The 25,227-nt window shown below is 73.1% G+C and carries 24 protein-coding genes; 12 read left to right on the forward strand and 12 right to left on the reverse strand.

Annotated elements, in window-relative coordinates; genetic code table 11:
- Positions 1-31 precede the first annotated feature (31 nt).
- On the forward strand, positions 32-1,243 hold the full coding sequence (locus tag CR162_RS03890) for an MFS transporter (RefSeq protein ID WP_099094205.1): 1,212 nt from the start codon (positions 32-34) through the stop codon (positions 1,241-1,243).
- A gap of 33 nt (positions 1,244-1,276) precedes the next feature.
- On the opposite strand, the gene CR162_RS23035 is transcribed toward CR162_RS03890, so the two are convergent.
- From CR162_RS23035 to CR162_RS03900, 3 genes are read right to left on the reverse strand one after another with little or no spacing between them, the layout of a single operon-like run.
- Positions 1,277-1,402: a hypothetical protein gene (locus tag CR162_RS23035; RefSeq protein WP_281254947.1), complete on the reverse strand. Its 126-nt coding sequence runs from the start codon at positions 1,400-1,402 to the stop codon at positions 1,277-1,279.
- Between the two features lie 53 nt (positions 1,403-1,455).
- The gene (locus CR162_RS03895) at positions 1,456-1,785 is read right to left on the reverse strand and encodes a YnfA family protein (protein WP_099094206.1); all 330 of its coding nucleotides are present in this window, start codon (positions 1,783-1,785) and stop codon (positions 1,456-1,458) included.
- 7 nt (positions 1,786-1,792) lie between these two features.
- Positions 1,793-3,226 (reverse strand): aldehyde dehydrogenase family protein, encoded by a 1,434-nt coding sequence (locus CR162_RS03900; protein WP_099094207.1) that lies wholly within the window; start codon positions 3,224-3,226, stop codon positions 1,793-1,795.
- A 148-nt stretch (positions 3,227-3,374) separates the two neighbouring features.
- Here CR162_RS03900 and CR162_RS03905 point away from each other — a divergent pair, with 148 nt between their 5' ends.
- Positions 3,375-4,160: an enoyl-CoA hydratase-related protein gene (locus tag CR162_RS03905; RefSeq protein WP_176559703.1), complete on the forward strand. Its 786-nt coding sequence runs from the start codon at positions 3,375-3,377 to the stop codon at positions 4,158-4,160.
- Between the two features lie 19 nt (positions 4,161-4,179).
- Here the strand turns inward: CR162_RS03905 and CR162_RS03910 are convergent, their stop codons facing one another.
- Complete coding sequence (locus CR162_RS03910; protein ID WP_141563064.1) at positions 4,180-5,604, reverse strand: hypothetical protein; 1,425 nt, start codon at positions 5,602-5,604, stop codon at positions 4,180-4,182.
- 154 nt (positions 5,605-5,758) lie between these two features.
- Between CR162_RS03910 and CR162_RS03915 the strand changes: the two genes are divergently transcribed.
- Positions 5,759-6,925 (forward strand): iron-containing alcohol dehydrogenase, encoded by a 1,167-nt coding sequence (locus tag CR162_RS03915; protein ID WP_099094210.1) that lies wholly within the window; start codon positions 5,759-5,761, stop codon positions 6,923-6,925.
- A gap of 21 nt (positions 6,926-6,946) precedes the next feature.
- On the opposite strand, the gene CR162_RS03920 is transcribed toward CR162_RS03915, so the two are convergent.
- The 3 genes from CR162_RS03920 to secD form a co-directional block, all read right to left on the reverse strand.
- Positions 6,947-8,179: an EAL domain-containing protein gene (locus CR162_RS03920; RefSeq protein WP_099094211.1), complete on the reverse strand. Its 1,233-nt coding sequence runs from the start codon at positions 8,177-8,179 to the stop codon at positions 6,947-6,949.
- Positions 8,180-8,625: 446 nt separating this feature from the next.
- Positions 8,626-9,600, reverse strand: a complete 975-nt coding sequence (gene secF / locus CR162_RS03930) for a protein translocase subunit SecF (RefSeq protein ID WP_176559704.1) — start codon at positions 9,598-9,600, stop codon at positions 8,626-8,628.
- Between the two features lie 12 nt (positions 9,601-9,612).
- Entirely contained in the window at positions 9,613-11,199 is a 1,587-nt protein-coding gene (gene secD / locus CR162_RS03935; protein WP_099094213.1) for a protein translocase subunit SecD, read from the reverse strand.
- Between the two features lie 129 nt (positions 11,200-11,328).
- Between secD and CR162_RS03940 the strand changes: the two genes are divergently transcribed.
- The 3 genes from CR162_RS03940 to CR162_RS22280 all read left to right on the forward strand — a co-directional run bounded on the left by CR162_RS03940 (position 11,329) and on the right by CR162_RS22280 (position 13,933).
- Entirely contained in the window at positions 11,329-12,279 is a 951-nt protein-coding gene (locus CR162_RS03940; RefSeq protein ID WP_099094214.1) for a Gfo/Idh/MocA family protein, read from the forward strand.
- 102 nt (positions 12,280-12,381) lie between these two features.
- Positions 12,382-13,740, forward strand: coding sequence for a glutathione-disulfide reductase (gorA, locus tag CR162_RS03945; RefSeq protein WP_099094215.1), 1,359 nt, complete (start codon positions 12,382-12,384; stop codon positions 13,738-13,740).
- A gap of 46 nt (positions 13,741-13,786) precedes the next feature.
- Positions 13,787-13,933, forward strand: a complete 147-nt coding sequence (locus CR162_RS22280) for a hypothetical protein (protein ID WP_176559705.1) — start codon at positions 13,787-13,789, stop codon at positions 13,931-13,933.
- Between the two features lie 46 nt (positions 13,934-13,979).
- On the opposite strand, the gene CR162_RS03950 is transcribed toward CR162_RS22280, so the two are convergent.
- Complete coding sequence (locus CR162_RS03950) at positions 13,980-14,810, reverse strand: RNA methyltransferase (protein WP_099094216.1); 831 nt, start codon at positions 14,808-14,810, stop codon at positions 13,980-13,982.
- Between the two features lie 88 nt (positions 14,811-14,898).
- On the reverse strand, positions 14,899-15,279 hold the full coding sequence (copM, locus tag CR162_RS03955) for a CopM family metallochaperone (protein WP_099094217.1): 381 nt from the start codon (positions 15,277-15,279) through the stop codon (positions 14,899-14,901).
- A gap of 210 nt (positions 15,280-15,489) precedes the next feature.
- Here copM and CR162_RS03960 point away from each other — a divergent pair, with 210 nt between their 5' ends.
- Positions 15,490-16,359, forward strand: a complete 870-nt coding sequence (locus CR162_RS03960) for a protein-methionine-sulfoxide reductase heme-binding subunit MsrQ (RefSeq protein ID WP_245870109.1) — start codon at positions 15,490-15,492, stop codon at positions 16,357-16,359.
- Between the two features lie 7 nt (positions 16,360-16,366).
- Here CR162_RS03960 and cysS read toward each other — a convergent pair whose 3' ends face one another.
- The 3 genes from cysS to CR162_RS03975 all read right to left on the reverse strand — a co-directional run bounded on the left by cysS (position 16,367) and on the right by CR162_RS03975 (position 20,798).
- Positions 16,367-17,800 (reverse strand): cysteine--tRNA ligase, encoded by a 1,434-nt coding sequence (gene cysS / locus CR162_RS03965; protein WP_099094219.1) that lies wholly within the window; start codon positions 17,798-17,800, stop codon positions 16,367-16,369.
- Between the two features lie 121 nt (positions 17,801-17,921).
- Positions 17,922-19,811 (reverse strand): putative bifunctional diguanylate cyclase/phosphodiesterase, encoded by a 1,890-nt coding sequence (locus CR162_RS03970; protein ID WP_099094220.1) that lies wholly within the window; start codon positions 19,809-19,811, stop codon positions 17,922-17,924.
- A gap of 87 nt (positions 19,812-19,898) precedes the next feature.
- Positions 19,899-20,798: a LysR family transcriptional regulator gene (locus CR162_RS03975; RefSeq protein ID WP_099094221.1), complete on the reverse strand. Its 900-nt coding sequence runs from the start codon at positions 20,796-20,798 to the stop codon at positions 19,899-19,901.
- Positions 20,799-20,926: 128 nt separating this feature from the next.
- On the opposite strand from CR162_RS03975, the gene CR162_RS03980 reads away from it, so the two are divergent.
- The 5 genes from CR162_RS03980 to CR162_RS04000 are packed head-to-tail and all read left to right on the forward strand — an operon-like array spanning position 20,927 to position 25,219.
- Positions 20,927-21,880, forward strand: coding sequence for an N-carbamoyl-D-amino-acid hydrolase (locus CR162_RS03980; protein WP_099094222.1), 954 nt, complete (start codon positions 20,927-20,929; stop codon positions 21,878-21,880).
- Between the two features lie 32 nt (positions 21,881-21,912).
- A complete protein-coding gene (locus tag CR162_RS03985) occupies positions 21,913-22,734 on the forward strand; it encodes an amino acid ABC transporter permease (RefSeq protein WP_245870110.1) in 822 nt (273 codons plus the stop codon).
- A complete protein-coding gene (locus CR162_RS03990) occupies positions 22,731-23,495 on the forward strand; it encodes an amino acid ABC transporter ATP-binding protein (protein ID WP_099094224.1) in 765 nt (254 codons plus the stop codon). Before CR162_RS03985 ends, CR162_RS03990 begins: the two co-directional genes overlap by 4 nt.
- Before the next feature lie 13 nt (positions 23,496-23,508).
- Positions 23,509-24,333 carry an ABC transporter substrate-binding protein gene (locus tag CR162_RS03995; RefSeq protein ID WP_099094225.1) on the forward strand — a complete coding sequence of 275 codons (825 nt, stop codon included), beginning with the start codon at positions 23,509-23,511 and terminating at the stop codon, positions 24,331-24,333.
- Positions 24,320-25,219: a polysaccharide deacetylase family protein gene (locus tag CR162_RS04000; protein WP_099094226.1), complete on the forward strand. Its 900-nt coding sequence runs from the start codon at positions 24,320-24,322 to the stop codon at positions 25,217-25,219. Before CR162_RS03995 ends, CR162_RS04000 begins: the two co-directional genes overlap by 14 nt.
- Positions 25,220-25,227: the final 8 nt, after the last annotated feature.

Raw genomic sequence — 25,227 nt, forward strand, 5'->3', positions numbered from 1 at the left:
GTTGCGCGTGCAACCGCGCCGGACCTCCCGCATGAACCCGCCCGCCGCCGACGAGGCACCCTACATCGAACGCGGCACCCCTGGTTTCCGCCGCACCAACCTTGCCTTCGTCTGCGCCGGCTTCGCCACCTTCGCGCTGCTCTACTGCGCACAGCCCCTGCTGCCCGCCTTCGCCGAGGGCTTCGCTGTCAGCCCGGCGGCGAGCAGCCTGGCGCTTTCCCTGCCGACGGCGGTGATGGCGGTGTGCATGCTGCTGGCCAGTGCCGCCTCCGAGGCTCTGGGGCGCAAGCCGGTGATGCTGGTCTCGGTGCTGGCCTCGGCGCTGCTGACCATCGCCGCCGCCTTCGCGCCGGGGTGGGAAAGCTTCCTGCTGCTGCGCGCCCTGCTCGGCATCGCGCTGAGCGGCCTGCCGGCGGTGGCCATGGCCTATATCGCCGAGGAGCTGCACCCGCGCTCCAGCGGCTACGCCATGGGCCTCTACATCAGCGGCACGGCCATGGGCGGCATGGCGGGGCGCGTGGTGTCCGGCCTGCTGCTGGAAGTCGGCGGGTGGCGCGGATCGGTGGCCTGCATCGGGCTGCTGGGGCTGGTGTCGGCGCTGGTGTTCTGGCGCAGCCTGCCGCCCTCGCGGCACTTCCACCCGCGCCCGCTCGCCTGGGGCGGGCTCGCCGCCAATTTCGCCGCCCATCTGCGGGACCCGGGCATGCGCTGGCTCTACGCGCTGGGCTTCCTGTTCATGGGAAGCTTTGTCACGACCTACAACTACATCGGCTTCCGGCTGCTCGCGCCGCCCTTCGGCCTGCCGCATGGCGTGGTGGCGCTGGTGTTCAGCGTCTACCTCGTGGGCATCGGCAGCTCGGCCCTCGTGGGCGGGCTGTCGGACCGCCTCGGGCGGCGGCGGGTGTTGTGGCTCACGGTGCTGGCCATGCTGGCCGGGCTGGCGCTGACCCTGGCAGCGAGCCTGCCGCTCCTGGTGCTGGGGCTGGTGCTGCTCACCTTCGGCTTCTTCGGCTCGCACGCCCTGGCCAGCGCCTGGGTGGGGCAGCGCGCGGGGGCCACCAAGGCGCAGGCCTCCTCGCTCTACCTCTTCGCCTACTACATGGGCGCGAGCGTGATGGGCGCCTCGGGCGGCTTCGCCTGGGCGGCGGCCGGATGGGCGGGGGTGGCGGGCCTGGTCGGCGCGGCGCTGGCCACGGCGCTGCTGATCTCGCTCCGGCTGACGCGGCTGGGCGGCGCCGGATGAAGCGGCACCGCCCGCGCGCGTGAGGGGCTGCGGCTACTGGTAGCCGCCGGTCTTCTCGCGCTCCTTCGCCGCCTCCTCCTGCGTCTTCTCGTCAACAGGCTTCTGGCCGGGCTTCGGCGCTTGGGCCTTGTCGTCGGCGGGCTTGCTCTGCTCGGTCATCACCGTTCCTCCGGGCTGGCAGGAAGAGAACGGCCCAGCGCGACGGGGGTTCCCTAGGCGCCGCGCGGCCCGAGCAGGATCGCCGCCGCGCCCGCCAGGCAGAGGGCGGCGCCGAGCATGTCCCAGCGGTCCGGCCGCACGCCCTCCACCGCCCAAAGCCAGGCCAGCGAGGCCGCGATGTAGACCCCGCCATAGGCGGCGAAGGCGCGGCCGGCGGCGCCGCTCTCCACCAGGGTGAGCAGCGCGCCGAACAGCGCCAGGCTGCCCAGCCCCGGCAACAGCCACCAGGCGGAGCGGCCGAGGCGCAGCACCATCCAGACGGCGAAGCACCCCCCGATCTCCGCCAGCGCGGCGGCGAGATAGACCAGGGCGGTGCGCGCCATGCCGGCCTCAGCCGTGCCGGATGGCGATGGTCTTGAGCGCGGCGAAGCCGGCCAGCGCCGCGAAGCCCTTCTCGCGCCCGTGCCCGCTGCGCTTCACGCCGCCGAAGGGCAGCTCCACGCCGCCGCCGGCGCCGTAGTTGTTGACGAAGACCTGCCCCGCCTTGATGCCGCGCGACAGGCGCATGGCGCGGCCGATATCGGCCGTCCAGACGCCGGCCACCAGCCCGAACTGCGTGCCGTTGGCGATGGCCAGCGCCTCGGCCTCGTCCTGGAAGCGGATGGCGGTCAGCACGGGGCCGAACACCTCCTCCTGCGCCAGCTTGTGGTTGGGCGCCACGTCGGCCAGCAGCGTGGGCTGCACGTAGTAGCCCCCCTCCGGCGCGTTGGAGGCGATGCGGCCCTGGCCGGCGATGTTCAGCCCGTCATTCCGCGCGAAGTCGAGGAAGCCGTTGACGCGCTTCTGCTGGTCCGCGTTCACCACCGGGCCGAGGTCGAGGTCGCGCTCGGCGGGGCCGGCCTCGAGGCGCCCGAAGCGGCCGGCGAGGTCGGCCACGAGGCGGTCGAAGACCGGCGCCTGGATCAGCACACGCGAGCCGGCCGAGCAGGTCTGGCCGGCATTCTGGATGATGCCGTTCATCACCGTGCCGGCCGCCGTGTCGAGGTCGGCGTCCTGGAACACGATCTGCGGGCTCTTGCCGCCCAGCTCCAGCGTGACGGGGATGGTGTGCTTCGCCGCCGCCGCCTGCACCAGCGTGCCCACCTCCGGGCTGCCGGTGAAGGAGACGTGGGAGATGCCGGAATGCGCCGTCAGCGCAGCCCCCGCTTCCTCGCCCAGGCCGGTGACGACGTTCCACACCCCCTCGGGGAAGCCGGCCTCGGCGGCGAGTTCCGCCAGCATCAGCGAGGAGAGGGAGGCATCCTCGGCCGGCTTCAGCACGCAGGCATTGCCCATGGCGAGTGCGGCACCCACCGAGCGGCCGACGATCTGCATAGGGTAGTTCCACGGCACGATGTGGCCGGTGACGCCGTGCGGCTCCCAGATGCTCATCACCGTCATGCCGTCGGCATAGGGGATGGTGTCGCCATGCATCTTGTCGGCGCTGGAGCCGTAGAACTCGAAGTAACGGGCACAGGCGGCGGCATCGGCGCGGGCCTGGCGGATCGGCTTGCCCACGTCGCGGCTCTCGGCCTGGGCCAGCGCCTCGGCGTCGCGCTCGATCAGGGTGGCGAGCCGGGTCAGCAACCGGCCGCGCTCGGTGGCGGACAGGCGGCCCCAGGGGCCGTCCAGCGCCGCCTGCGCCGCGCGCACGGCGGCTTCGATCTCCGCCGCGCCGCCGCGGGCGAGCTGCGCGAAGGCGTGCCCGTTGGAGGGGTTGATGACGGGGATGTGCCGCTCCGCGGCGATGCTCTTGCCGCCGATCCAATGGCCAAAGGTCTGCATGGCGCTTCCTCGATTCCGTGCCCCGGGGGGCTCTGTTCCGGCGCTGATCTAGAGTAGACGGGCGCGCGCGGGAACGGGGGTGGCTTCGCTCCGCCCCGCCGCGCGTGGCAGGATGCGCCGGCCAGAAAACAGGGAAGGAGACTCCGTCATGTCCGAGGAACCGGTGCTGCTGGAGGTCGATGCGCGCGGCGTGGCCACCGTCACGCTGAACCGGCCGCAGCGCGGCAACGCCTATAACGGCGCGCTGCTGGCGGCGTTGACCGACGGGCTGGAGCAGCTCGGGCGGGACACGGCGCTGCGGGCGCTGGTGATCCGCGGCGCGGGGAAGCACTTCCAGGCCGGTGCCGACATCGACTGGCTGAGCGAGGCCGTCGGCGCCACGCCCGAGCAGGCCTTCGCTGCCTCCATGGCGACAACGGAGGCCATGGCGCGGCTCAACGAGTTCCCGCGCCCCACCTTCGCCGTGGTGCAGGGCGCCTGCTTCGGCGGCGGCTGCGGGGTGGTGTGCTGCGTGGATGTGGCGCTGGCCACGCCGGCGGCGCTGTTCGGGCTGAGCGAGGTGCGGGTGGGCGTGGCGCCGACGCCGATCTCGACGCACATGGTGCACGCCATGGGGCTGCGGCAGGCGCGGCGCTACGCCATCACCGGCGAGCGGTTCGACGCGGCGGAGGCGCTGCGCATCGGGCTGGTGCACGAGGTCCACGCGCCGGAGGCGATCGACGCCCGGCTCGAGGAGATCCTGGCCGAGACCATGCTGTCCGCCCCCGGCGCCATCGCGGTGACCAAGCGCTCGCTGCTGGAGGCGAACGGGCTGGCGCTCTCGCCGCGCGAGATGGCGCAGCTCGCCACCGAATCCTGGATGCAGCGCGCCTCCCCCGAGGGCCGCGAGGGGCTGGCCGCCTTCCGCGAGAAGCGCCGCCCCGGCTGGGCCTGAGGCGGCGAGGGGGGAGGGGCTAGCCCTTCCCCGCTCCCGCCTCCAGCGCGAGGATGCCCCAGCCGATCAGCAGCACCGCCGCCAGGGCCGGCGCGAGCAATCGCCAGAACCGTGCCGGCCGCGTGCCATCCGCCAGCAGCGCGGCGATCATGGCCGTGACCGCGAAGCTCAGCCCCGCCCCCGCCGAGCCGGCGAAGTTGTGCAGCCCGGCCGCCTGCACGGAGGTGAGGCCGGCGGCCTGCCCCAGTGCCACCTGCACCGGCATCAGCGCCGCGTTGGAGCCGACATTGCTGCCCGTGACCAGCCCCGAGACCAGCCCGAGCGGCGGCAGGGCATAGGCCGCGAAGGGCCCCAGCGCCTGCGCGGCCGCCCCCGCCAGCGCCGCCGCGACCCCCGCCCCCGCCAGCAGCCGGCCCAGCAGCACATAGAGCAGCATGGCCAGCGCAGGCCGCCGGGCCCGGAAAAGCGCGCCTCCGGCGGCGGGCAGCGCCCCCGGCGCGCGCAGCGCCAGCAGCACGGCCGAGACGCAGCACAGCACCACCGCCACATGGGTGGCGGGCAGCGCCGGCAGGTCGGGGAAGGGGCGGATGGCCGGCGCGCCCTGCCAGGAGCGGGCCAGCAGCAGCGCCAGCGTCAGCCCGGCCCAGGGTGCGAGCGCCGTGGCGGCGCGCCGCCAGCCCTCAGGCCCCTGCGGCGGGTCGAGCCGCCACAGCACCCAGAGCAGCGGCAGGCCGGTGGCGATGATGCCCGCCGCCTCGAAGGGCAGGAACAGGTTGGCGGCCAGCAGCAGCGCCGCCACCACCGTCATCAGCCCGAGCTGGCGCAGCCGCTCCGGCCCCGGCACCGGCACGCCGGCCGCCGCCGAGACGCGCCACAGCACCGGCGCCAGGCAGAGCATCCATGCCGCGCTGGGCCAGGCGGTGGCCAGCGCCACGCGCTGCGCCGGCTCGCCGATCAGCGCGGCACCCAGCGCCGTTCCGGGGCCGAGCCCGCCCCAGGGCACCAGCACCAGCGCCAGCAGCGCCAGCGCCCCGGCCGGCGCCCCCGAAAGGCCCATGCGCCGCAGGCTGGCCAGCGCGAAGACGGCGCCGACCGCGAAGCCGGTCACGCTTTCCACGAAGGCGCCGCCCAGCAGCGTGGCGGCGAAGACGCGGCGCGGCGTGGCCGGGTGGGCGGCGGCATCGGCGGGTGCGAGCCGCGTCACCGCCGCGTGGAACAGCAGCCCGCCCAGCAGCACCGCCATGGGCTGCGCCGCCAGATAGGCCCCGCGCACCAGCTCGCGCGCCAGGAAGCCGGGCAGGGCGGCCGCCTCGGGCAGGGTCAGGGCGATGGCCGGCAGGGCGGCGGCGAGCGCGGCGAGGCAGGCGCCCACCGGCCCGGCCCGGCCGGAAAGGAGCAGCGCCAGGAGCAGCAGCAGCGGCGCGGATTGCAGCAGCAGGAGCATGACGGCCCGCATCCTCCCCGAGCGCGGCCGCTTCCGCCAGGGGGTGAGGCGGCGGGAAAGCGGGGGGCTGACGGGATCTCCGGGCGGGGCTAAGCCGGGGAAACGCCGCGCCGGCGCCGCGGGCCGGCGGCAACGAAGCCAGGAGGAAGCACCCATGAGCGTATCCCTCGTCGCCCCCCGCAAGCTGCTGATCGGCGGCGGCGCGCTGGCGGAGCTGCCGGCGCTGCTGCGCGAGTTCGGCCTTTCCCAGCCGCTGGTGGTGACGGACCCCTGGATGGTCTCCTCCGGCATGATCGACCGCGTGCTGGCGCCGCTGGCCGCCGCCGGCATCGCGCCCCGCGTCTTTTCCGACACGGTGGCGGACCCGACCGACACCACCGTGGCCGCGGGCGTCGCGGTGCTGCACGAGGCGCCGCATGACTGCCTGATCGGCTTCGGCGGCGGCAGCCCGATGGACACGGCCAAGGCCATGGCGATCCTGGCGGCCGCCGCGCCCGGCCAGCACATGCGCGACTTCAAGGTGCCGGCCAGTGCCGACCGCGCCGCGCTGCCGGTGATCTGCGTCCCCACCACCGCCGGCACGGGCAGCGAGGCCACGCGCTTCACCATCGTCACCGACACGGAGCGGGACGAGAAGATGCTGATCGCCGGCCTCGGCGCCCTGCCGCTGGCGGCGGTGGTGGATTACGAGCTGACCTTCAGCGTGCCGCCGCGCATCACGGCCGATACCGGCATCGACAGCCTGACCCATGCGCTGGAGGCCTTCGTCTCGAAGCGCGCCAACCCGCTTTCCGACCTGTATGCCCGCGCCGCCATGCCGCTGATCGCGCGCAACCTCCGCGCCGCCCATGCCAACCCGCAGGACCGCGCGGCGCGGGCGGCGATGATGGAGGGCGCGACGCTCGCGGGCCTCGCCTTCTCGAACAGCTCCGTGGCGCTGGTGCATGGCATGAGCCGGCCGATCGGCGCGCATTTCCACGTGCCGCACGGGCTTTCCAACGCCATGCTGCTGCCGGCGGTCACCCGCTTCGGCCTGAAGGCGGGGCAGGCGCGCTATGCCGAGGCGGCGCGCATCATGGGGCTGGCAGAGCCGGGCACCCCGGACGCCGCCGCCGCCGATGCCCTGCTGGCCGAGCTGCGCGCCCTGAACGCGGAGCTGGGCGTGCCGAGCCCGCGCCAGTTCGGCATCGACCCGGCGGTGTGGGATTCGCTGCTGGGCACCATGGCGGCGCAGGCGCTGGCCTCGGGCAGCCCCGGCAACAATCCGCGCGTGCCGGAGGCGGAGGAGATCGTGGCGCTCTACCGCGAGTGCTTCGGCTGAAGCGGGACCCGGCCGGGCCCTTCAGGCCGTGCCTGCCCGCGAGTGCGGCCTGTGCGCGCGGGCACCATGCGGCCCGGCCCCACGCGAGACGATGCCGCGGGGCAGGCTGTGCGCGGCGGTCCAGGCCGGCAGGGCGGGCGCGGGGAGGGGGCGGCTGATGGCGTAGCCCTGCGCCTGGTCCACCCCCGCCAGGGCGGCGGCGCGCCACAGCGCGGCGCTGGAGACGCCTTCCGCCGTGACGGTCATGCGGCGGGAATGGGCCCTGGCCACGAGGCGCTGCACCAGGGCGCGGGCACGGCGGCTGCCCGGCATGGCGGCGACCAGGTGCCGGTCCAGCTTGATGCCGGCGAAGGGCAGCTCCAGCAGGGCTGAGCGGTCCTCGTCCAGGCTCATGTCGTCGATCAGCACGGCGTGGCCGGCGGCGCGGAAATGGTGCAGGGCCCGGCGCAGCGCGGCGCGGTCCCGCACCGGGCTGGTCTCGGTCAGCTCCAGCACCAGGGCCCGGGGCGGGAAGCGCGTGCTGGCCAGGAGGCTGCGCAGCCAGCCGAGCGTGGCGGGCTCCAGCATCAGCTCCAGCGGCAGGTTCAGGCTGAGCTGGCCACCCAGCCGCGCCGCCCGCGGCGCCATCTCGGTGAAGGCCACCAGCGCCACGGACTGCGCCAGGGCGCGGGAAAGCCCGTGGCGCTCGGCCAGCGGCACGAAGAGGTCGGGGCTGAGCGGAGTGTCGTCGCGCCGCTGCCAGCGGGCCAGGCCCTCCAGCAGCACCGGCCGCCGGTCGGCGATGCGCAGCACGGGCTGGTAGCGGACGGCGATCTCGCCCCGCGCCAGGCCGAGCGCCAGCTCGCGCGGGTCGTCGATGGGCATCTGCGGCGGCCAGGCGGGCAGGGTGCGCAGCGCCTCGGCCAGCGCCTCCACCTCCGGCGGCACGCTGATGAGGTCGGCCATGCCCTGGCGGGGCCGGCGCTTCTCTCGCACCAGCACCAGCCCGGTGGGCGCGAAGGGGTCGCGTGCCGTGGCCATCAGGGCCGGCCAGCACGCGCCGGCCGTGGAGGGCTGGCAGATCAGGCGGGAGGGGCGGTTCTCGGCACGGAAGAGGTGGCGCAGCGCCTCGCGCCCGGATGCCACCAGGAGCGGCGCGGCATCGCCCACGGCGCGCGAGGCCATGCGGGCGGCGGCCACGATGGCGGGGTCGTCGGCCAGCACCAGGGTGCGAGACGGCAGCGCAGTCTGGCGCAGGGGCGAGGGGTGCGGCATCGGATTCCTTCGGGCCGCATCATAATAGTGTTGCCACACGCTGTCTCTACTGCAAAAATAATTTATTTCTCTTTTTTGGTATGCCCCTGTTCCCGCTGGTCCGCGTGGTACCTCAGGGAGCGGCTGCCCATTCCGGTCGCCAGCGGGCGATCTCGCCCTCTGAGGCGGCGCGGGCCGCCTGCCGCGCCGCGGCGGCACTGGGAAAGGGCAGCGGCGAGAGCGGAAGCGCGGCGGGCGTGGCGCTCGAGGAAGGGCGCGAAGGCGCCGGCCCAGAGGGCGCCTGCGCTGTCCGCCGGGGCGGCGAGGAGCAGCGTGGCGCTCTCCGCCGCGGCCGCCGGGTCGCGCGCCGCGGCGAGTGCCGGCAGGGCCAGCAAGGCGCGGTGCCGCAGGGCCAAGGCCCCCGTTCAGCGGCCCCCGTTCAGCGGCCCCCGTTCAGCGGCCCCCGTTCAGCGGCCCGTGGCGGAGCCGGATGCGCCAGGGCTGGCGGGGGCGGGCGCCTCGGTGCCGCGCCGCAGCCGGTTCTCGCCCAGGAAGAGCAGGATCGGCGCGGCGATGAAGATCGAGGAGGAGGTGGAGGCGATGATGCCGAACACCATCGTCCAGGCGAAGCCGGACAGCGCGTCGCCGCCGAACAGCGCCAGCGGCAGGGCGGAAAGCAGCAGCGTCATGGAGGTGCCGACGGTGCGGTTCAGCGTCTCGTTGATCGAGCGGTCGATCAGCTGGCGCAGCGGCATGGTCTTGTACTTGCGCAGGTTCTCCCGCATCCGGTCATAGACCACGACCTTGTCGTTGATCGAGAAGCCGATGATGGTCAGCACCGCCGCCACCGTGGTCAGGCTGAACTCGATGCGGGTGATGGCGAGGAAGCCCACCACCTTGGTCGTTTCCAGCACCAGGGTGACGATGGCGCCGACGGCGAACTGCCATTCGAAGCGGAACCAGATGTAGGCCAGCATGGCCAGCATCGAGATGCCGAGCGCGATCAGGCTGTTGGCGAACAGCTCGGCCGAGACGCGGTTGCCCACCGCCTCGGTGCGCAGGATGCGCGCGCCCGGCGCCACCTGCTCCAGCGCGCCGCGCACGGCGTTGACGGCGCCCTGGGTGGAGCCTTCCTCGCCCTGCACCGGCAGGCGCAGCAGCACGGTGCTGTCGTCGCCGAACTGCTGCAGCCCGACATCGCCGAGGTTGAGGCCGCTCATGGTGCCGCGCAGCGCGCCGAGATCGGCCGGGCCGGGGGTGCGGATCTCCATGATGATGCCGCCGCGGAAGTCGATGCCCTTCTCGAGCCCAGGATAGAAGGCGAGGCCGAGGGAGATCACCGAGAGCAGGGCGGAAAAGGCGATGCCCAGCACGCGGCCGCGCATGAAGGCGATCTGGGTGTTGTCCGGGACGATCCGGAACAGCGGGCGGGACAGGAACATGGGCGCGTCTCCTCAGACCGGCAGGGTCTTGGGGCGGCGGGAGCGGTACCAGGCGGAGACCATCAGCCGCACCAGCACGGTGGCCGACCACATCGAGGCGATGGTGCCGATGGCGACGGTGACGGCGAAGCCGCGCACCGGGCCGGAGCCCAGCACGTAGAGGCAGGCCATGGCGATCAGGTTGGTCAGGTTGCTGTCCATGATGGTGCCCGAAGCCTTGGTGAAGCCCGCCTCCAGCGCGCTGACGGGCGGCCTCCCGGCCCGGACCTCCTCGCGGATGCGCTCGTTGATCAGGATGTTGGCGTCGACCGCCGTGCCCAGCGTCAGCACGATGCCGGCGATGCCGGGCAGGGTGAGCGTGGCGCCCAGGGCCGAGAGCGCGGCCATCAGCAGCAGGATGTTCACCACCAGGGCGAGGTTGGCGAACCAGCCGAACAGCCCGTAGGCCAGCCCCATGTAGCCCAGCACAAAGACGGCGCCGACCGCGAGGCTGAGCAGGCCGGCGCGGATGGCGTCCGCCCCCAGCTCGGGCCCCACGGTGCGCTCCTCCACCACGGTGAGCGGGGCGGGCAGGGCGCCGGCGCGCAGCAGCACGGCGAGGTCGTTGGCGCCGGCGGCGGTGAAGTTGCCGCTGATCTGGCCCCGCCCGCCGGTGATCGGCTCGCGGATGACGGGGGCGGTGATCACCTTGTTGTCGAGCACGATGGCGAAGGGGCGGCCCACATTCTGCCGGGTGATGTCGGCGAAGCGGCGGGTGCCCACCGAGTCGAAGGAGAAGTTCACCACCCATTCGCCGTTGCGGCTGTCCTGCCCGGCACGGGCGTCGGAGAGGTTGGCGCCGTCCACCTCGATGCGGCGGCGAACGGGGTAGCGCGTGCCCGCCTGCTCGCCCTCCAGGAACTCGACGCCGGGCGGCGGCACGGCGGCCTGCATGTTGGCGTTCTCGTCCAGCAGGCGGAAGGTCATGCGGGCGGTGCGGCCCAGCAGGTCCTTGATCCGGTTGGGGTCCTCGACGCCGGGAAGCTGCACCAGGATGCGGCTCGCGCCCTGGCGGGCGATCAGCGCCTCGGCCACGCCCGTCTCGTCGATGCGGCGGCGGACGATCTCGATGGACTGCTCCACCGCGCCGCTGGCTCGCGCCCGGAGCGCGGCCTCGCTGAGCGTGGCGGTGATGGTGCCGTCCGGCTCGCTGGCGAGGTCCACATCCGGCGCCGTGGCGCCGCCGCCCACCGGCACGGGATTGGCCAGCTCGCGCAGGGCTGCGAGCGCGGCCTGCACCTGGCCCGGCTCGCGCACGCGCAGTGTCAGCCGGTTGGCGGCGGGCTGGGCCTGCAGGTTGAGGTAGCCGATATTGGCCTGGCGCAGCCGGGTGCGGGCGCCGTCGGCCAGGCTTTCCAGCCGCTCGCGCACCACCGCGTTCAGGTCCACCTCCAGCAGCAGGTAGGAGCCGCCGCGCAGGTCGAGGCCGAGCGCGATCTGCCGCGCCGGCACCCAGGAGGGAATGGCCGAGCGGGGCAGCAGGTTGGGCAGTGTCAGCAGAACACCCAGCAGGATGACGCCGAGAATGGCGGCGACCTTCCACCGCGCGAAATACAGCATGGCCGAGAAGGCCCCCCAAGCTAGAGGGTGCGGAAAATGCTGCCCCGCCGCCGCCGATGCAACCCACCATGCATCGGCGGCAACTCTCTGCTACATGCGGGCGCCTCGGAAGCAGGGATCGGGCAGGGCATGCGGCTGAAGCTGGGCGTCATCGGGGCGGGGCATTTCGGGCGGTTCCACACGCTGAAGGCGGCCCGCGCGCCACGCGTGGAGTTCCTGGGCCTGGCCGATGCCGACCCGGCGCGCGCCGCCCAGGTGGCGGCCGAGGCCGGCTGCCGCGCCTGGGACAGCGCGCAGGCGCTGATGGCGGCGGCCGATGCCGTGATCGTCGCCGCCCCCACCGCCTTCCACCACGGGCTGGGCATGGCGGCGCTGGCGGCGGGCTGCCACGTGTTCATCGAGAAGCCCATCGCCGCCACCCTGGCCGAGGCGGACGCGCTGGTGGCCGAGGCCGCGGCGCTCGGCCGCGTGCTGCAGATCGGCCATGTGGAGCGCTTCGGCGCCGGCATGGCCACGCTGATGTCGAGGCTCGGGGGCAGCGCGGGCGTCGGCCGGCCGCTCTACATGGAGGCGGTGCGCGTCGCACCCTTCCGCCCGCGCAGCCTCGACATCACCGTGATCCTGGACCTGATGATCCACGACATCGACCTGGTCCTGTCCCTGGCGGGCGCGGACCTCGTGGGGGTGGAGGCGTTCGGCGCCACGCTGGTCTCGGAGCGGACGGACTTCGCCAATGCCCGGCTGCGCTTCGCCAATGGCGCGCAGGCCACCGTCACCGCCAGCCGCGCCAGCCTGGCCATGGAGCGGCGGCTGGTGGTGCACGGCACGGAGGGCATCGCCCGGCTCGACTTCCTGGCCCGCGAGATGACGCTGGTTCGCAAGGGGCAGGGGGCGCCGCTGGAGCAGCTTCCCGGCCACGGCATCGAGACGCTGTCCTGGCAGGACCACGACAACCTCGAGGCCGAGCAGGCCGCCTTCGTCGCCGCCTGCCTGGACGGCGCGCCGGTGGTGGTGGATGGCGTGGCCGGCCGCGCCGCGCTGGATGCCGCGCTGCGCGTGGAGGCCGCCTGCGCGGGCTGAGCGGGCGGTGCCCCGCCGGCCGGCGGACCGCCCTGATGGGTTGACGCGGGCACCGGGGCGGCCCCTTCTTGCGGCGCCAGCATCGCAGAGGGGTTCCGCCGCATGAGCGCCTATGATTTCGACCTGTTCGTCATTGGGGGCGGCTCGGGCGGCGTGCGGTGCGGGCGCATCTCGGCCGGGCATGGCGCGCGGGTGGCGGTGGCGGAGGAGCGCTTCTGGGGCGGCACCTGCGTCAATGTCGGCTGCGTGCCGAAGAAGATCATGGTGCACGCCGCCGAGTACGGGCAGTGGGCCGGGGAGGCGCCGGCCTTCGGCTGGCAGGCGGAGAAGGGCGCGCATGACTGGGCCACCCTGGTGGCGGCGCGCGACGCCGAGGTGGCGCGGCTCAACGCCATCTACGCCCGGCTGCTGGGCAATGCCGGCGTCACCAGCTTCAACGCCCGCGCCACCTTCATCGACCCCCACACGCTGGATGTGGGCGGGCAGCGCGTCACCGCCGAGCGCATCGTCATCGCGGTGGGCGGCCGGCCGCAGCGGCCGGAGATCCCGGGCGCCGAGCTGGGCCTCGTCTCGGACGACCTGTTCACCCTGAAGGAGCGGCCGCGCCGCATCGTCGTGGTGGGCGGCGGCTACATCGCGCTGGAATTCGCCTCGCTGCTGCGCGGCCTGGGCCCGGAGGTGGACCTGCTCTACCGCCAGCCCCTGCCGCTGCGCGGCATGGATGGCGACCTGCGCGAGGCGATGGCGGAGGCGCTGGGCCACCAGGGCATCCGCCTGCACCCCGGCCAGATGCCGGCGCGGCTGGAAAAGGCCGGGGAAGGGCTGCGCCTGATCACCGAGGCGGGGCTGGCGCTGGAAACCGACCAGGTGATGTTCGCCACCGGCCGCGTGCCGCACACGGACGGGCTCGGGCTGGAGCGCGCGGGCATCGCGCCCGGCCGCTCGGGCTGCGTGCCCGTGACGCTGGAGCAGGCCACCACCCAGCCGCACATCTTCGCCATCGGCGACGTGACGGACCAGCTCAACCTGACCCCCGTGGCGACCGCCGTGGGCCATGCCCTGGCCGACACGCTGTTCGGGGGCAACGCGCGTACCGCCAGCTTCCAGAACGTACCGACGGCCATCTTCACCTCGCCGCCCGCCGCCACGGTGGGGCTGAGCGAGGAGGTGGCCGCCGCGCAGGGGCCGGTGGACGTCTATGTCACCCGCTTCACGCCGATGCGCCACACCATCAGCAAGGCGGCGCGCCGGACCATGATGAAGCTGGTGGTGTCCCGCCGCACCCGCCGGGTGCTGGGCGCCCACATGCTGGGCGAGGACGCGGCGGAGATCATGCAGGGCATCGCGGTCGCCATCGTCGCCGGCGCCACCAAGGAGGATTTCGACCGCACCATCGGCATCCACCCGACGGCGGCGGAGGAGTTCGTGACGATGCGGACGCTGACCCGGCAGGTGGGCTGAGGCGCTGGACCCGTTCACCCGCCTGCTGTTCTTCCTGTCGCGGCTGGTGCGCCGCCCGCCCTCGCGCCGCGTGGCGCTGGTGATGCTGGGGGCGCTGGCGCTGGCGGTCGGGCTGGTGCTGGTGGAGCGGCTCTGGGGCTGGCCCGAGGCCCTGCGCACCGAGCGGGTGCCGATGCGGCGCCTCGGCCCCTGAGGCAAGAACGGTACGGGACCGGGAGGCGCTTCTCCCGGCCCTGTTCCTACTTCGCCTCCTCGGCCCAGGGCAGGGGCGGGTCCTGCTCCGCCGGGCGGCCGCGCCGCATCCGCCCGCGCGAAAGCTCGGTGACGACGCCGTGCAGGGTGCGCAGCTCCTGCTCCGTCACCTCGCCGCGCTGGAACCAGTGGCGCAGGTTGCGCACCATGCCGGGGCGCTTCGGCAGGTTGTCCAGGAAGCCGCAGGCATCCAGCTCGGCGGTCAGCCGGCCGAGGAAGCCCTCCAGCTCGCCCTTGGTGGCCACATGGGTCTCGTTGGTCATGAGCTGGCGGGGCGGCGTGCGGTCCACCGCCGCGTTCCACCACTCATAGGCCAGGATCATCACCGCCTGGGCCAGGTTGAGCGACATGTGCTCCGGGTTCAGCGGGTAGCGGACCAGCGAGTCCGCGCAGGCCATGTCGTCGTTCTCGAGGCCGGCGCGCTCGGGGCCGAACAGCACGGCGCTGCGCAGCGCCCGGCCCTGGCAGATCTCCACCAGCTCCTCCGCCGCGCCGCGGGCGGTGTGGACGGGGATGACCACATGGCGCGGCCGCGGGCAGGTGGCGAAGACGCGGTGGCAGTCCGCCACCGCCTCGGCCACCGTCTCATGCACCGTGGCGGCGTCGAGGATGCGCTGGGCGCCGGAGGAGACGAACCAGGCGCGCTCCTGCGGCCAGCCGTCGCGCGGCGCCACCAGGCGCAGGTGGAACAGCCCGCCATTGGCCATGGCGCGCGCCGTGGCGCCGATGTTCTCGGCCAGTTGCGGGCGCACCAGCACGATGATCGGGCTTTCGCCCGGCATGGGCTTCAGGTCGGCGCCACCGTCGCGGCCGGTCATGGGCGATGATCTCCTGGGTTTCGCGCAAGGCGCTCCCGATAGCCGCCCGGGATCGGCCGCGAAAGGGGCCAGGCCGCGAAAGGCGCGGTCAGCGGCGCGGCGGGTCCACCATGGTGCGCAGCAGGGCGATCTCGCGCTCCTGCGCCTGGATGATCTCCTCGGCCAGCCGGCGCAGCACCGGGTCCTTGCCATACTGGAGCTGCACCCTGGCCATGTCGATCGCGCCCTGGTGGTGCGGGATCATGGCGCGCGCGAAATCCCGGTCCGGGTCGCCGCTGTAGCGGATGTCCATGTCCTTGTGCATCCGCGCGGTCACCTCCTTCAGCGCGGCGGTGGCGGGCGGATCGGCCGGTCCGGCGGCGGTGCCGGGACGCGCGCCGTGCTGGGCATGCTGCGCCGTGGCGGGGGAAAGGGCGGTGGCGGCCAGCAGCGCGGCGAGGGCGGGCACCAAGAGAAGATGGCGGTTCATCGGCACGGTCACTCCGGCAGTGGTGTCTGGCGGAAGAGATGGGGGCTTCCCCCCACGGGAAGGCAAGGGGAACGACGATCAAGCCCGCTGGCGCGGCCCCCGTAGCCTATCGTGGCAGCCTTCCGTCACAAGCCGATACAGCCCGGGCGGCTGGCGCCACGCGGGGCCATGCCCACATGCTGGGCCGAACCGCGCAGCCCCGGAGCCCGCATGGCCGCCCCTGCCTTTGCCCCACCCTGGCGGGACCGCCAGGGCGCTTTCTCCCCCTTTAAGCTGGCGGTGCTGGTGGCGCTGTTCCTGCCCGGGCTGTGGCTGGCGGCGCAGGCGGGGCAGGGAAGGCTGGGCGGGCGGCCGATCATGGAGGCCATCCACTTCACCGGGCTGTGGGCGGTGCGCATCCTGTGGCTGTCGCTGCTGGTGACGCCGCTGCGGCAGATGCTGCGTTGGCCGCGGCTGATGCTGGTGCGCCGCATGGTGGGGCTGGGGGCGATGGCCTATGCGCTGCTGCACCTCGTGCTCTACGCCGCCGAGCTGAAATGGGACCTGCCGAAGCTCGCCAGCGAGGTGGTGCTGCGCATCTACCTGACCATCGGCTTCGTGGCGCTGCTGGGGCTTGCGGTGCTGGGCGCCACCTCCACCGATGGCTGGGTGCGGCGCCTCGGCGGGCGGCGTTGGCAGGCGCTGCACCGGGTGGTCTATGTCCTGGCGGGGCTGGCGGTGCTGCACTTCGCCCTGCAATCCAAGATCGACGTGACCGAGGCGGTGCTGATGGCCGGGCTGCTGCTGTGGCTGCTGGGCTACCGGCTGCTGGCGCCCAAGGGCGGCGCGCCGGGCCTCGGCCGGCTGGCGCTGCTGGGGCTTGGCGCCGCGCTTGGCACCGCGATGGTCGAGGCGGGCTGGTACGCGGTAGCCACGGGCGTGCCGCCGCTGCCGGTGCTGCAGGCCAATCTCGACACCGCCTTCGGCCTGCGCCCCGCCCTGTGGGTTGGGCTGGCGGGGGCGGGGGCGCTGGCGCTGCGGAGCCTGCACCTGCTGCGCGAGCGGCTCTCGCCGCCCCGCCCCGCCCGCCGCGCCGCCTGAGGGGGCCTCAGCCCCGGCGCCAGGTGGTGCCGCCCGGCCCGTCCTCCAGCACCACGCCCTGGGCGGCGAGCGCCGCCCGGATGCGGTCCGCCTCCGCCCAGTCCTTCGTGCGGCGCGCGGCGAGGCGCGCGGCGATGGCGGCCTCGATCGCGGCCGTGTCGTCCTCGGCGCCGCCCTGGCGCCAGGCCCGGGGGTCGGTGCCCAGCAGGCCCAGCACCGCCGCCGCCTGCCGCAGCGCCGCCGCCGCCTGGCCGGATTGCGGCTGCCAGCTCCGCCCGATGCGGGAAAGCAGGTTGGTGGCCGAGCCGCCCACCGTCGCCACGTTCTCCAGCGTGCGCAGGTCGCGCAGCCGGGTCAGGGCGAGGGGGGTGTTCAGGTCGTCGCCCAGCGGCTCCAGCGCCCATTCGGCCATCTCGGCCACCAGCGCGTCCTCCGCCTCCGGCGCGGGCAGGTCGCGGGCGAGCAGGGCATAGAAATCGTCCAGCTCCGCGCGGGCCTCGTCCAGCCGCTCCGCCGTGTAGTCGAGCGCCGCGCGGTAGTGGGTCTTGAGCAGCAGCAGGCGGAACGCCTCGCCCGCCCAGGCGCCGCGCTCCAGGATGTCGCGCACCGTGCGGAAATTGCCGAGCGACTTCGACATCTTCTCGCCATCGACCAGCAGCATGCCGTTGTGCAGCCAGTAGCGGGCGAAGCGGCTGCCCGGAAAGGCGCAGACCGACTGCGCCAGCTCGTTCTCGTGGTGCGGGAAGAGCAGGTCGTGCCCGCCGCCATGGATGTCGAACTCGGTGCCGAGATAGCGCCAGGACATGGCGGAGCACTCGATGTGCCAGCCGGGGCGGCCGCGGCCCCAGGGGCTGTCCCAGCCCGGCAGCCCCGCGGTGGAGGGCTTCCACAGCACGAAATCGCCCGGCTCGCGCTTGTAGGGCGCGACCTCAACGCGGGCACCGGCCAGCATCTCCTCGGTGGAACGGCCGGACAGGCGGCCATATTCCGGAAAGCTGGAAACGGAGAACAGCACATGCCCCTCCGCCGCATAGGCATGGCCATTGGCGATCAGCCGCTCGATCAGGCTGATCATGCGGTCGATGTTGTCGGTGGCGCGCGGCTCCTCGTCCGGCGCCAGGCAGCCGAGCGCCGCCATGTCGCGGTGGAAGTCGGCCGTGGTGCGGGCGGTGATGGCCGAGATCGGCTCGCCGCTCTCCTGGGAGCGGGCGTTGATCTTGTCGTCCACGTCGGTGATGTTGCGGACATAGGTGACGCGCGGGTAGCGCCGGCGCAGCAGCCGGGTCAGCACGTCGAACACCACGACGGGGCGGGCATTGCCCAGATGCGCCAGGTCATAGACCGTCGGCCCACACACATAGAGGCGCACATGCTGCGGATCGAGCGGGGCGAAGATCTCCCGCCGGCGCGTGGCGCTGTTGTGGAAGGCCAGTTCGGTCATCACTCTGCCTTGTCGGGGCTGGTTGCGGGCAAGCCCGGGGGCTGTGCGCCAGATCGGCGCCCCGCGTCAACCTCGAACGCGGCCCCGTCCGGGCCACCCTGGTGGAAGCGCCGCTTTCCGGTCAGGTGGCGCGCTGGCCGGGGCCGTGCAGCGTGGCGAACTGCTCGGGTGTCATGGGCCGGCCGAACAGGTAGCCCTGCACCTCGGCGCAGCCTTCCTGCCGCAGCAGCTCCGCCTGCTCGGCGTTCTCCACCCCTTCGGCCAGGGCGCGGATGCCCAGCGTCTGGCTGATGTTCACCACGGCGCGGATGACGGCCTTGGCGTTCGGGTCCTGCGCCATGTGCTGGACGAAGCTGCGGTCGATCTTGATCTTGTCGAAGGCGAAGCGGCGGAGATAGCCGAGGCTGGAATAGCCGGTGCCGAAATCGTCCATGGCGATGCGCACCCCCATGGCGCGCAGCCGCCGCAGGGTCGCCAGGGTTTCCGGTGTGTCCTGCATCAGCACGCTCTCGGTGATCTCGAGCTCCAGCCGGTGGGGCTGGAGGCCCGAGCGGCGCAGCGCGCCCTCCACCGCCTCGTAAAGGCCGGGCTGGCGGAACTGGGCGGTGGAGACGTTCACCGCCACGCTCATCCGCGCCGGCCAGCGGGCGGCCTCCTGGCAGGCCGTCTCCAGCACCCAGGCGCTCACCGCCCCGATCAGCCCGCTCTCCTCCAGCACGGGGATGAAGCGGTCGGGCGGCACGTCGCCATGGCCGGGGCGGTGCCAGCGCAGCAGGGCCTCGCCGCCCGAAACCTGGCCGGTGCCGAGATAGACCAGCGGCTGGTAGGCGAGGCGGAACTGGTGCTGCGCCTGCGCCTCCCGCAGATCCTGCTCCAGCTGCCGGCGCTCGCGCAGCTTGCGGCCCAGCTCGGGCGAGTGGAAGTGGTAGCCGCCCTGGCGCGCCTGCTTCGCCTGGTGCATCGCCATGTCGGCGTCGTGCGCGAGCTGGGCGGGGTCGGTGGGCTGGCCCGCCCGGCTCAGCGCGATGCCGATGCTCAGCCGCACCTGGCAGGGCTGGCCCTCCAGCATGACCGGCTCCTCCATCAGGGCCAGCAGGCGCCGCGCCAGCCCCGCCGCCGCCTGCGGCTGGTTCTCGGCCGCCTGGATGATGGCGAACTCGTCGCCGCCGATCCGCGCCAGGGTGTCGCTGGCGCGCATCCCCTGGCCCATGCGCCGGGCCACCTCGCGCAGCAGCATGTCTCCGGCGGCATGGCCCTGGGCGTCGTTCACCTCCTTGAAGCTGTCGATGTCGACGATCAGCATGGCCACCGACCGGCCCTCCCGCTGCGCCGACAGCAGCGCCTGGCCCAGCCGGTCCTGGAAGGCCTGCCGGTTGGACAGGCCCGTCAGCGTGTCGTGGGTGGCGAGGTAGGAGGCTTCCCCCAGGGCGCGCCGCAGCATGCGCATCGGCAGCAGGCGGAGCAGCGTGAACACGCCCCCCGCCAGCAGCAGGCAGAGCAGGGACAGCAGCCCCGCCTTGCGCAACGCCGGCCGCAGCGAGCGCCGCACCTCCACCTCGCCCCGCGCCGCGGCTCCGTCCGGCACCACGGCGCGGCGGGTGAGGATGGGGGCCGCGAGCGGCTCGGGCGGGGCGACCTCCACCAGCACCGCGCCATCCGCGCCGAGCAGCCGGACGTGCTCCGGCACCGCTCCGGGGGCGGCGGCCTGGCGCAGGATGCCGCGCGCGCCGCGATGGTCCTCCCGCTCGACCAGCCAGGAGCGGCGGCCCAGCTCATGGGCCAGGCTGGCCGCCCGCGCCTCCAGCCGCCCCGCCTCATGCGCCCGCAGGGCCAGCAGGTAGCTGGCCGGCGGCACCAGCGCCACGGCCAGTGCCGCCAGCGCGGCAAGACCCAGCATCAGCCCGAGCAGGGAGCCGGACATGCCGGAGCGCCGGAGCGGGAACTCAAGTTGGCGGCGCGGGGAGCGGATGCGCAGACGGTCCAGCAGGGGCAAGGCGAGGCTGTGCTGCACGGCATCTTCCTGTTGCCGGCGCCGGGAGAGGCGGAAGGCCGGAGCGCCGTGGCCGCCGACTTTCAGGGGCGGTCCCTGAACAGGCTGTTAACCGCTGGCGCCGTCGCCGGTGTTGCCCAGCATGCCGTGCAGCTCCCGCAGCAGGCCCTGCGCCGTCTGGGAGAGCGGCAGCCCGGCGGTCCAGAAGGCGAGGGCGCGGGCTGGGATCGCGGGCTCGAAGGGCAGCACCGCCAGGGGGCGGTGGCGGTTGCGGGCGGAGAAGGGGTCCACCACCGCGACACCCACCCCCGCCTCGGCCATGGCGCAGGCGGTGTCGGCGTAGCGCACCTCGACGGCGGCGGAGAAGGGCTCGCGCGCCGCCAGGAAGGCCTCGCGCACCGCGCGCCCCATGCGCGTGCCGCCGTCCAGCGCGATCAGGGGCCAGGCGCGCAGCAGCCCGGGCGTGACCAGGCTCTCCCGCGCCAGCGGATGGCCGGCCGGACAGACGCAGACCATGCGCGCCTCGGCCAGCGGACGGGTGGCGAGGCCCGGCCGCTCCTCCAGACTGAGGCCGAAGCCGAGTTCCGCGTCGCCGCCTTCCACGCCCGCCACCACCTCGTCCAGCCGCCGCACGTCGAAGGTGATGCGCAGGCCGGGCTGGCGGGCCAGCATCCGCCGCATGGCGCGCAGCACCACGCCATGTCCGAGCGGCGGGGTGGAGAGCAGCCGCAGCCGCCCCGTCTTGTCCTGGCGCAGCGCGCGGAGCCGCGCCTCCAGCGCCGCGTGCTGGGCGAAGAGCGGCTCGGATTCGGCGTGGATCACCCGCGCCGCCTCGGTGGGGAAGAGGCGGTTGTTGACGCGCTCGAACAGGGGGAAGCCCAGCTGCCCCTCGAGCTGCTTGACCGCGTTGCTGACGGCGGGCTGCGACATGCCGAGCAGGCGCGCCGCCGCCATGGTGGTCTGGTGCCGGATGACGGCGCGGAGGATCTCGAGCTGGCGCAAGGTCATGTCTTGGGCAGCATATAACCAGAATGGATAGAGCCGGGTGATTCATCATAATCAGGACAATTGCGCTGCCTGAAAAGCGTGCGACGATGCGCCGATTGCCGCATACCGGCCTTGCATGAGGTTCACCGATGCCCCGTATCCTGCGTGTCGCCGCCGCCCAGATGGGCCCCACACAACGGGCTGACAGCCGCGAGCACACCCTTTCGCGCATGATCGCGCTGCTGGAGCAGGCGGCTGCCCAGGGCGCGCGGCTCGTGGTGTTTCCCGAGCTGGCCTTCACCACCTTCTTTCCGCGCTGGCTGCTGAGCGAGGCGGAGCTGGACCAGTATTTCGAGAGCGCGCTGCCCGGCCCCGACACCCAGCCCCTGTTCGACCGCGCCAAGGCGCTCGGCGTCGGCTTCTATGTCGGCTACGCGGAGCGGACGGCGGACGGCAAGCGCTTCAACAGCGCCGTCACCGTGGGGCCGGACGGCGCCATCCTGGAGAAGTACCGCAAGGTGCACCTGCCGGGCTCGGTGGAGCCGCGCGAGGGCTCGCGCTTCCAGCAGCTGGAGAAGCGCTACTTCGAGTATGGCGACCTGGGCTTCCCCGCCTTCCGCGGGCCGGAGGAATGGGGCGCGCCGGTGCTCGGCATGCTGGTCTGCAACGACCGCCGTTGGCCGGAGGCCTGGCGCGTCTATGGTCTCCAGGGGCTGGAGATGCTGCTCGTCGGCTACAACTCGGCGGCCTACGACCCGAATGGCGGCAACACCGAGGATGCCGGGTTGCGCACCTTCCATTCGCAGCTCGCCGCCCAGTCCAACGCCTACATGAACGCCGCCTGGGCGGTGGCCGTGGCCAAGGCGGGCGACGAGGACGGCTCCGGCCTGATCGGCGGCTCCTGCATCGTCGATCCCAACGGCCGCATCGTCGCCGAGACGAGGACGCTGGGCGACGAGGTGGTGGTGGCCGATTGCGACCTCGACCTGTGCGCCCAGGGCAAGGAGAAGATGTTCAACTTCGCCCAGCACCGCCGGCCGGAGATGTACGGGCTGATCACCAGCCGCACCGGCGCCGTGGCGCCGCCGCGCAAGGCGGGCTGAGGCCGATGGGGCAGGGAAAGACCCCTTCCGCTTTGCCGGACATCGCCCACTACACCCATGTGCCCAACCGGCACTGGGGGCGGTGGGCGGCGGTCGCCATCATCCTGCTGCTGCTGACCGGGCTCGCCCGGGCCTTCGCGGTGGGCGACATCGAGTGGCGCTTCGTGGGCGCCTTCTTCACGGCACCGGCCATCATGGCGGGCCTCGCCAACACGCTGTGGATGACCTTCGGCGCCATGGCGCTGGGCATCGCGCTCGGCGTCGTCACGGCGGTGATGCGCATGTCGCCCAACCCCGTGCTCCAGGGCGTGGCGATGGGCTACACCTGGCTGTTCCGGGGCACGCCGGTGATCCTGCAGCTGCTGCTGTGGTTCAACCTGGCGCTGATCTTCCCGCGCCTGGGCTTCGGCGACTTCTCGGTGCGCACGGTGGACGTGATGACGCCGGCGCTGGCCGCCCTGCTCGGCCTCGGCATCAACCAGGGCGCCTACACCTCGGAGGTGATCCGCGCCGGCATGCTCTCGGTCGATGCCGGGCAGTACGAGGCGGCCAAGGCCATCGGCATGACGCGGCTGCGGGCGCTGCGGCGCATCATCTTCCCGCAGGCGATGCGGGTGGTGATCCCGCCGCTCGGCAACGAGTTCATCGGCATGGTGAAGCTGACCTCGCTGGCCAGCGTCATCCAGTTCGCCGAGATCCTGCACGCCGCGCAGAACATCTACTACGCCAATTCCCGCGTCATCGAGCTGCTGATCGTGGCCGCCATCTGGTACCTGATCATCGTCTCGGTCCTGACGCCCTTGCAGATGCTGCTGGAGCGCCGCTTCGCCCGCGGCACGGGAGGAAGCCGGTGAGCCCCCTCGTCTCGATCGTCGATGTCCGCAAGAAGTTCGGCGACTTCCAGGCGCTGGACGGCGTCTCGCTCGACGTGCATGCCGGCGAGGTGCTCTGCATCATCGGCGCCTCCGGCTCGGGCAAGACCACGCTGCTGCGCTGCGTCAACCAGCTCGTCACCATCGATGGCGGCGCCATCTGGGTGGATGGCGAGCTGACCGGCTGGCGCATCGACGGCAACCGCCTGCATGCCCTGCCGGAAAAGGAGATCGCCCGGCAGCGCCTGGCCACCGGCATGGTGTTCCAGCGCTTCAACCTCTTTCCGCACATGACGGCGCTCGAGAACATCATCGAGGGGCCGGTGCAGGTGCAGGGCAGGGACCGCGCCGAGGCCTCGCGCGAGGCCGAGGCGCTGCTGGCGCGCGTCGGCCTGGCCGACAAGGCCGGCGCCTACCCGGCCAACCTCTCGGGCGGCCAGCAGCAGCGCGTGGCCATCGCCCGCGCGCTCGCCATGAAGCCCAAGCTGATGCTGTTCGACGAGCCGACCAGCGCCCTCGACCCCGAGCTGGTGGGCGAGGTGCTGGCAGTGATGAAGGAGCTGGCCGCTTCCGGCATGACCATGATCGTGGTGACGCACGAGCTGGGCTTCGCCCGCGAGGTGGCGGACCGCGTCGTGTACATGGACCGCGGCGCCATCGTCGAATCCGGCCCGGCCGCCGAGGTGCTCGGCAACCCGAAGGAAGCCCGGCTGAAGGCCTTTCTCTCCGCTGTCATCGCCTGAAGGAAATCTGAGCATGTTCAAGAAGCTGCTGCTGGCCGCCACCGTCCTCGCCCTGCCCGTCGCGGCGCAGGCGGCCGAGCTGCCGTCCCGCATCAAGTCGCGCGGCACCATCGTCGCCGCCATCGTGCCGAACTATCCGCCGCTGGACCTGCGCGACCCGCAGACCAACCAGCTCACCGGCTTCGACGTGGAGCTGGGCAACGCCCTGGCCGAGAAGCTCGGCGTGAAGATGCAGTGGCAGGAGACCAGCTTCGACCAGATGCTGGCCTCGGTGCGCACGGGGCGCGTGGACATCATCCTGTCCGGCATGTCCGACCTGAAGTCGCGCCAGGAAACCGCGACCTTCATCGACTACCTGCGCTCGGGCAGCCAGTTCTTCACCCAGGCCAGCCGCGCCGCCGAGTTCCCGAACCCCGAGGCGCTGTGCGGCAAGCGCGTGGGCGCCAGCCGCCGCACCGCCCTGCCGAACGACATCAAGGCCTTCAGCGACGCGAACTGCGTGGGCAAGGGCAAGCCCGCCATCGAGTACGTGCCCACCGAGGGCTCGGCCGATGCGCGCACCCAGCTCCGCCAGGGGCGCATCGACGCCGCCATGCAGGGTGGCGAGACGCTGCCCTACATCATGGGCCTCGAGCCCAACACCTACGCCCCCGTCGGCGAGCCGGTGCGCTTCACGCTGATGGGCATCGCGGTCGGCAAGGAGGAGACGCAGCTCCAGCAGGCGCTGGCCGAGGGGCTGCGCGGGCTGATGGCGGACGGCACCTATGCGAAGCTGGCCGAGAAGTGGCAGCTCTCGCCCTCCAAGATCCCCGAGGTGCAGATCAATGGCGGCGAGTGACCTGGCGCTGAAGGCAGGGCTCGACGCCCTGCCGCTGCTGCCCGCCAACCGCGCGCCACTGGCGCCGGAGTTCCCGTGGCCGGCGGGGCACGGCGCGGCGATGTTCCTGAGCTTCGACGTCGATGCCGAGAGCGCCTGGACCGCCAAGGACCCCGCCCGCTATGGCGAGCTGGTGACCATGTCCTTCGGCGGCTACGAGGCGCGGGTCGGCACGCCGAAGCTGTTGGAGATGCTGCGCCAGCTCGGTCTGAAGGCCACCTTCTTCATCACCGGCTGGTCGGTCGAGGCGCACCCCGCCATGTGCGAGGCCATCCTGAGGGATGGCCACGAGATCGGCCACCACGGCTTCCACCACCTGATGCCGCAGCCGGGCGACCCGATGCTGGCGGAGGAGGTGGACCGCGGCCTGGAGGTGCTGAAGCGGCGGCTCGGCGTGGTGCCGAAGGGCTACCGCGCGCCCTCGGGCGAGTTCTGCGAGGCGCTGCGCGTCCTGTTGAAGCAGCGCGGCCTGCTCTACACCTCCTCCTTCCGCGACGATGTGCGTCCCTACCGCCACCTGCTGGCCGATGGCACGCCGGGGCTGGTGGAGCTGCCCGTCACCGCCAGCTACGACGACTGGCTGCTGGGGCTGTCGCAGCGCTACAGCCGCCACACCATCCAGCCGCGCGAGGCCGTGCTGTCCATGTGGAAGGACGAGCTGGACGAGATCCGCGACTGGGGCGCCATGGTGACCACCGTGCTGCACCCGCAATGCAGCGGCCGGCCGATGCGGCTGCGCCTGCTGCGCGAGTTCCTGCAATACGCCCAAGGCTGCGGCGACGTCTGGATCGCCACCGGCGAGCAGATCGCCGCGCACTTCACCGACTGCGAGCGGAAGGCCGGCTGAACCGGCCC

The sequence above is a fragment of the Teichococcus rhizosphaerae genome (assembly GCF_002631185.1).
Taxonomy (GTDB): Bacteria; Pseudomonadota; Alphaproteobacteria; order Acetobacterales; family Acetobacteraceae; genus Pseudoroseomonas; species Pseudoroseomonas rhizosphaerae.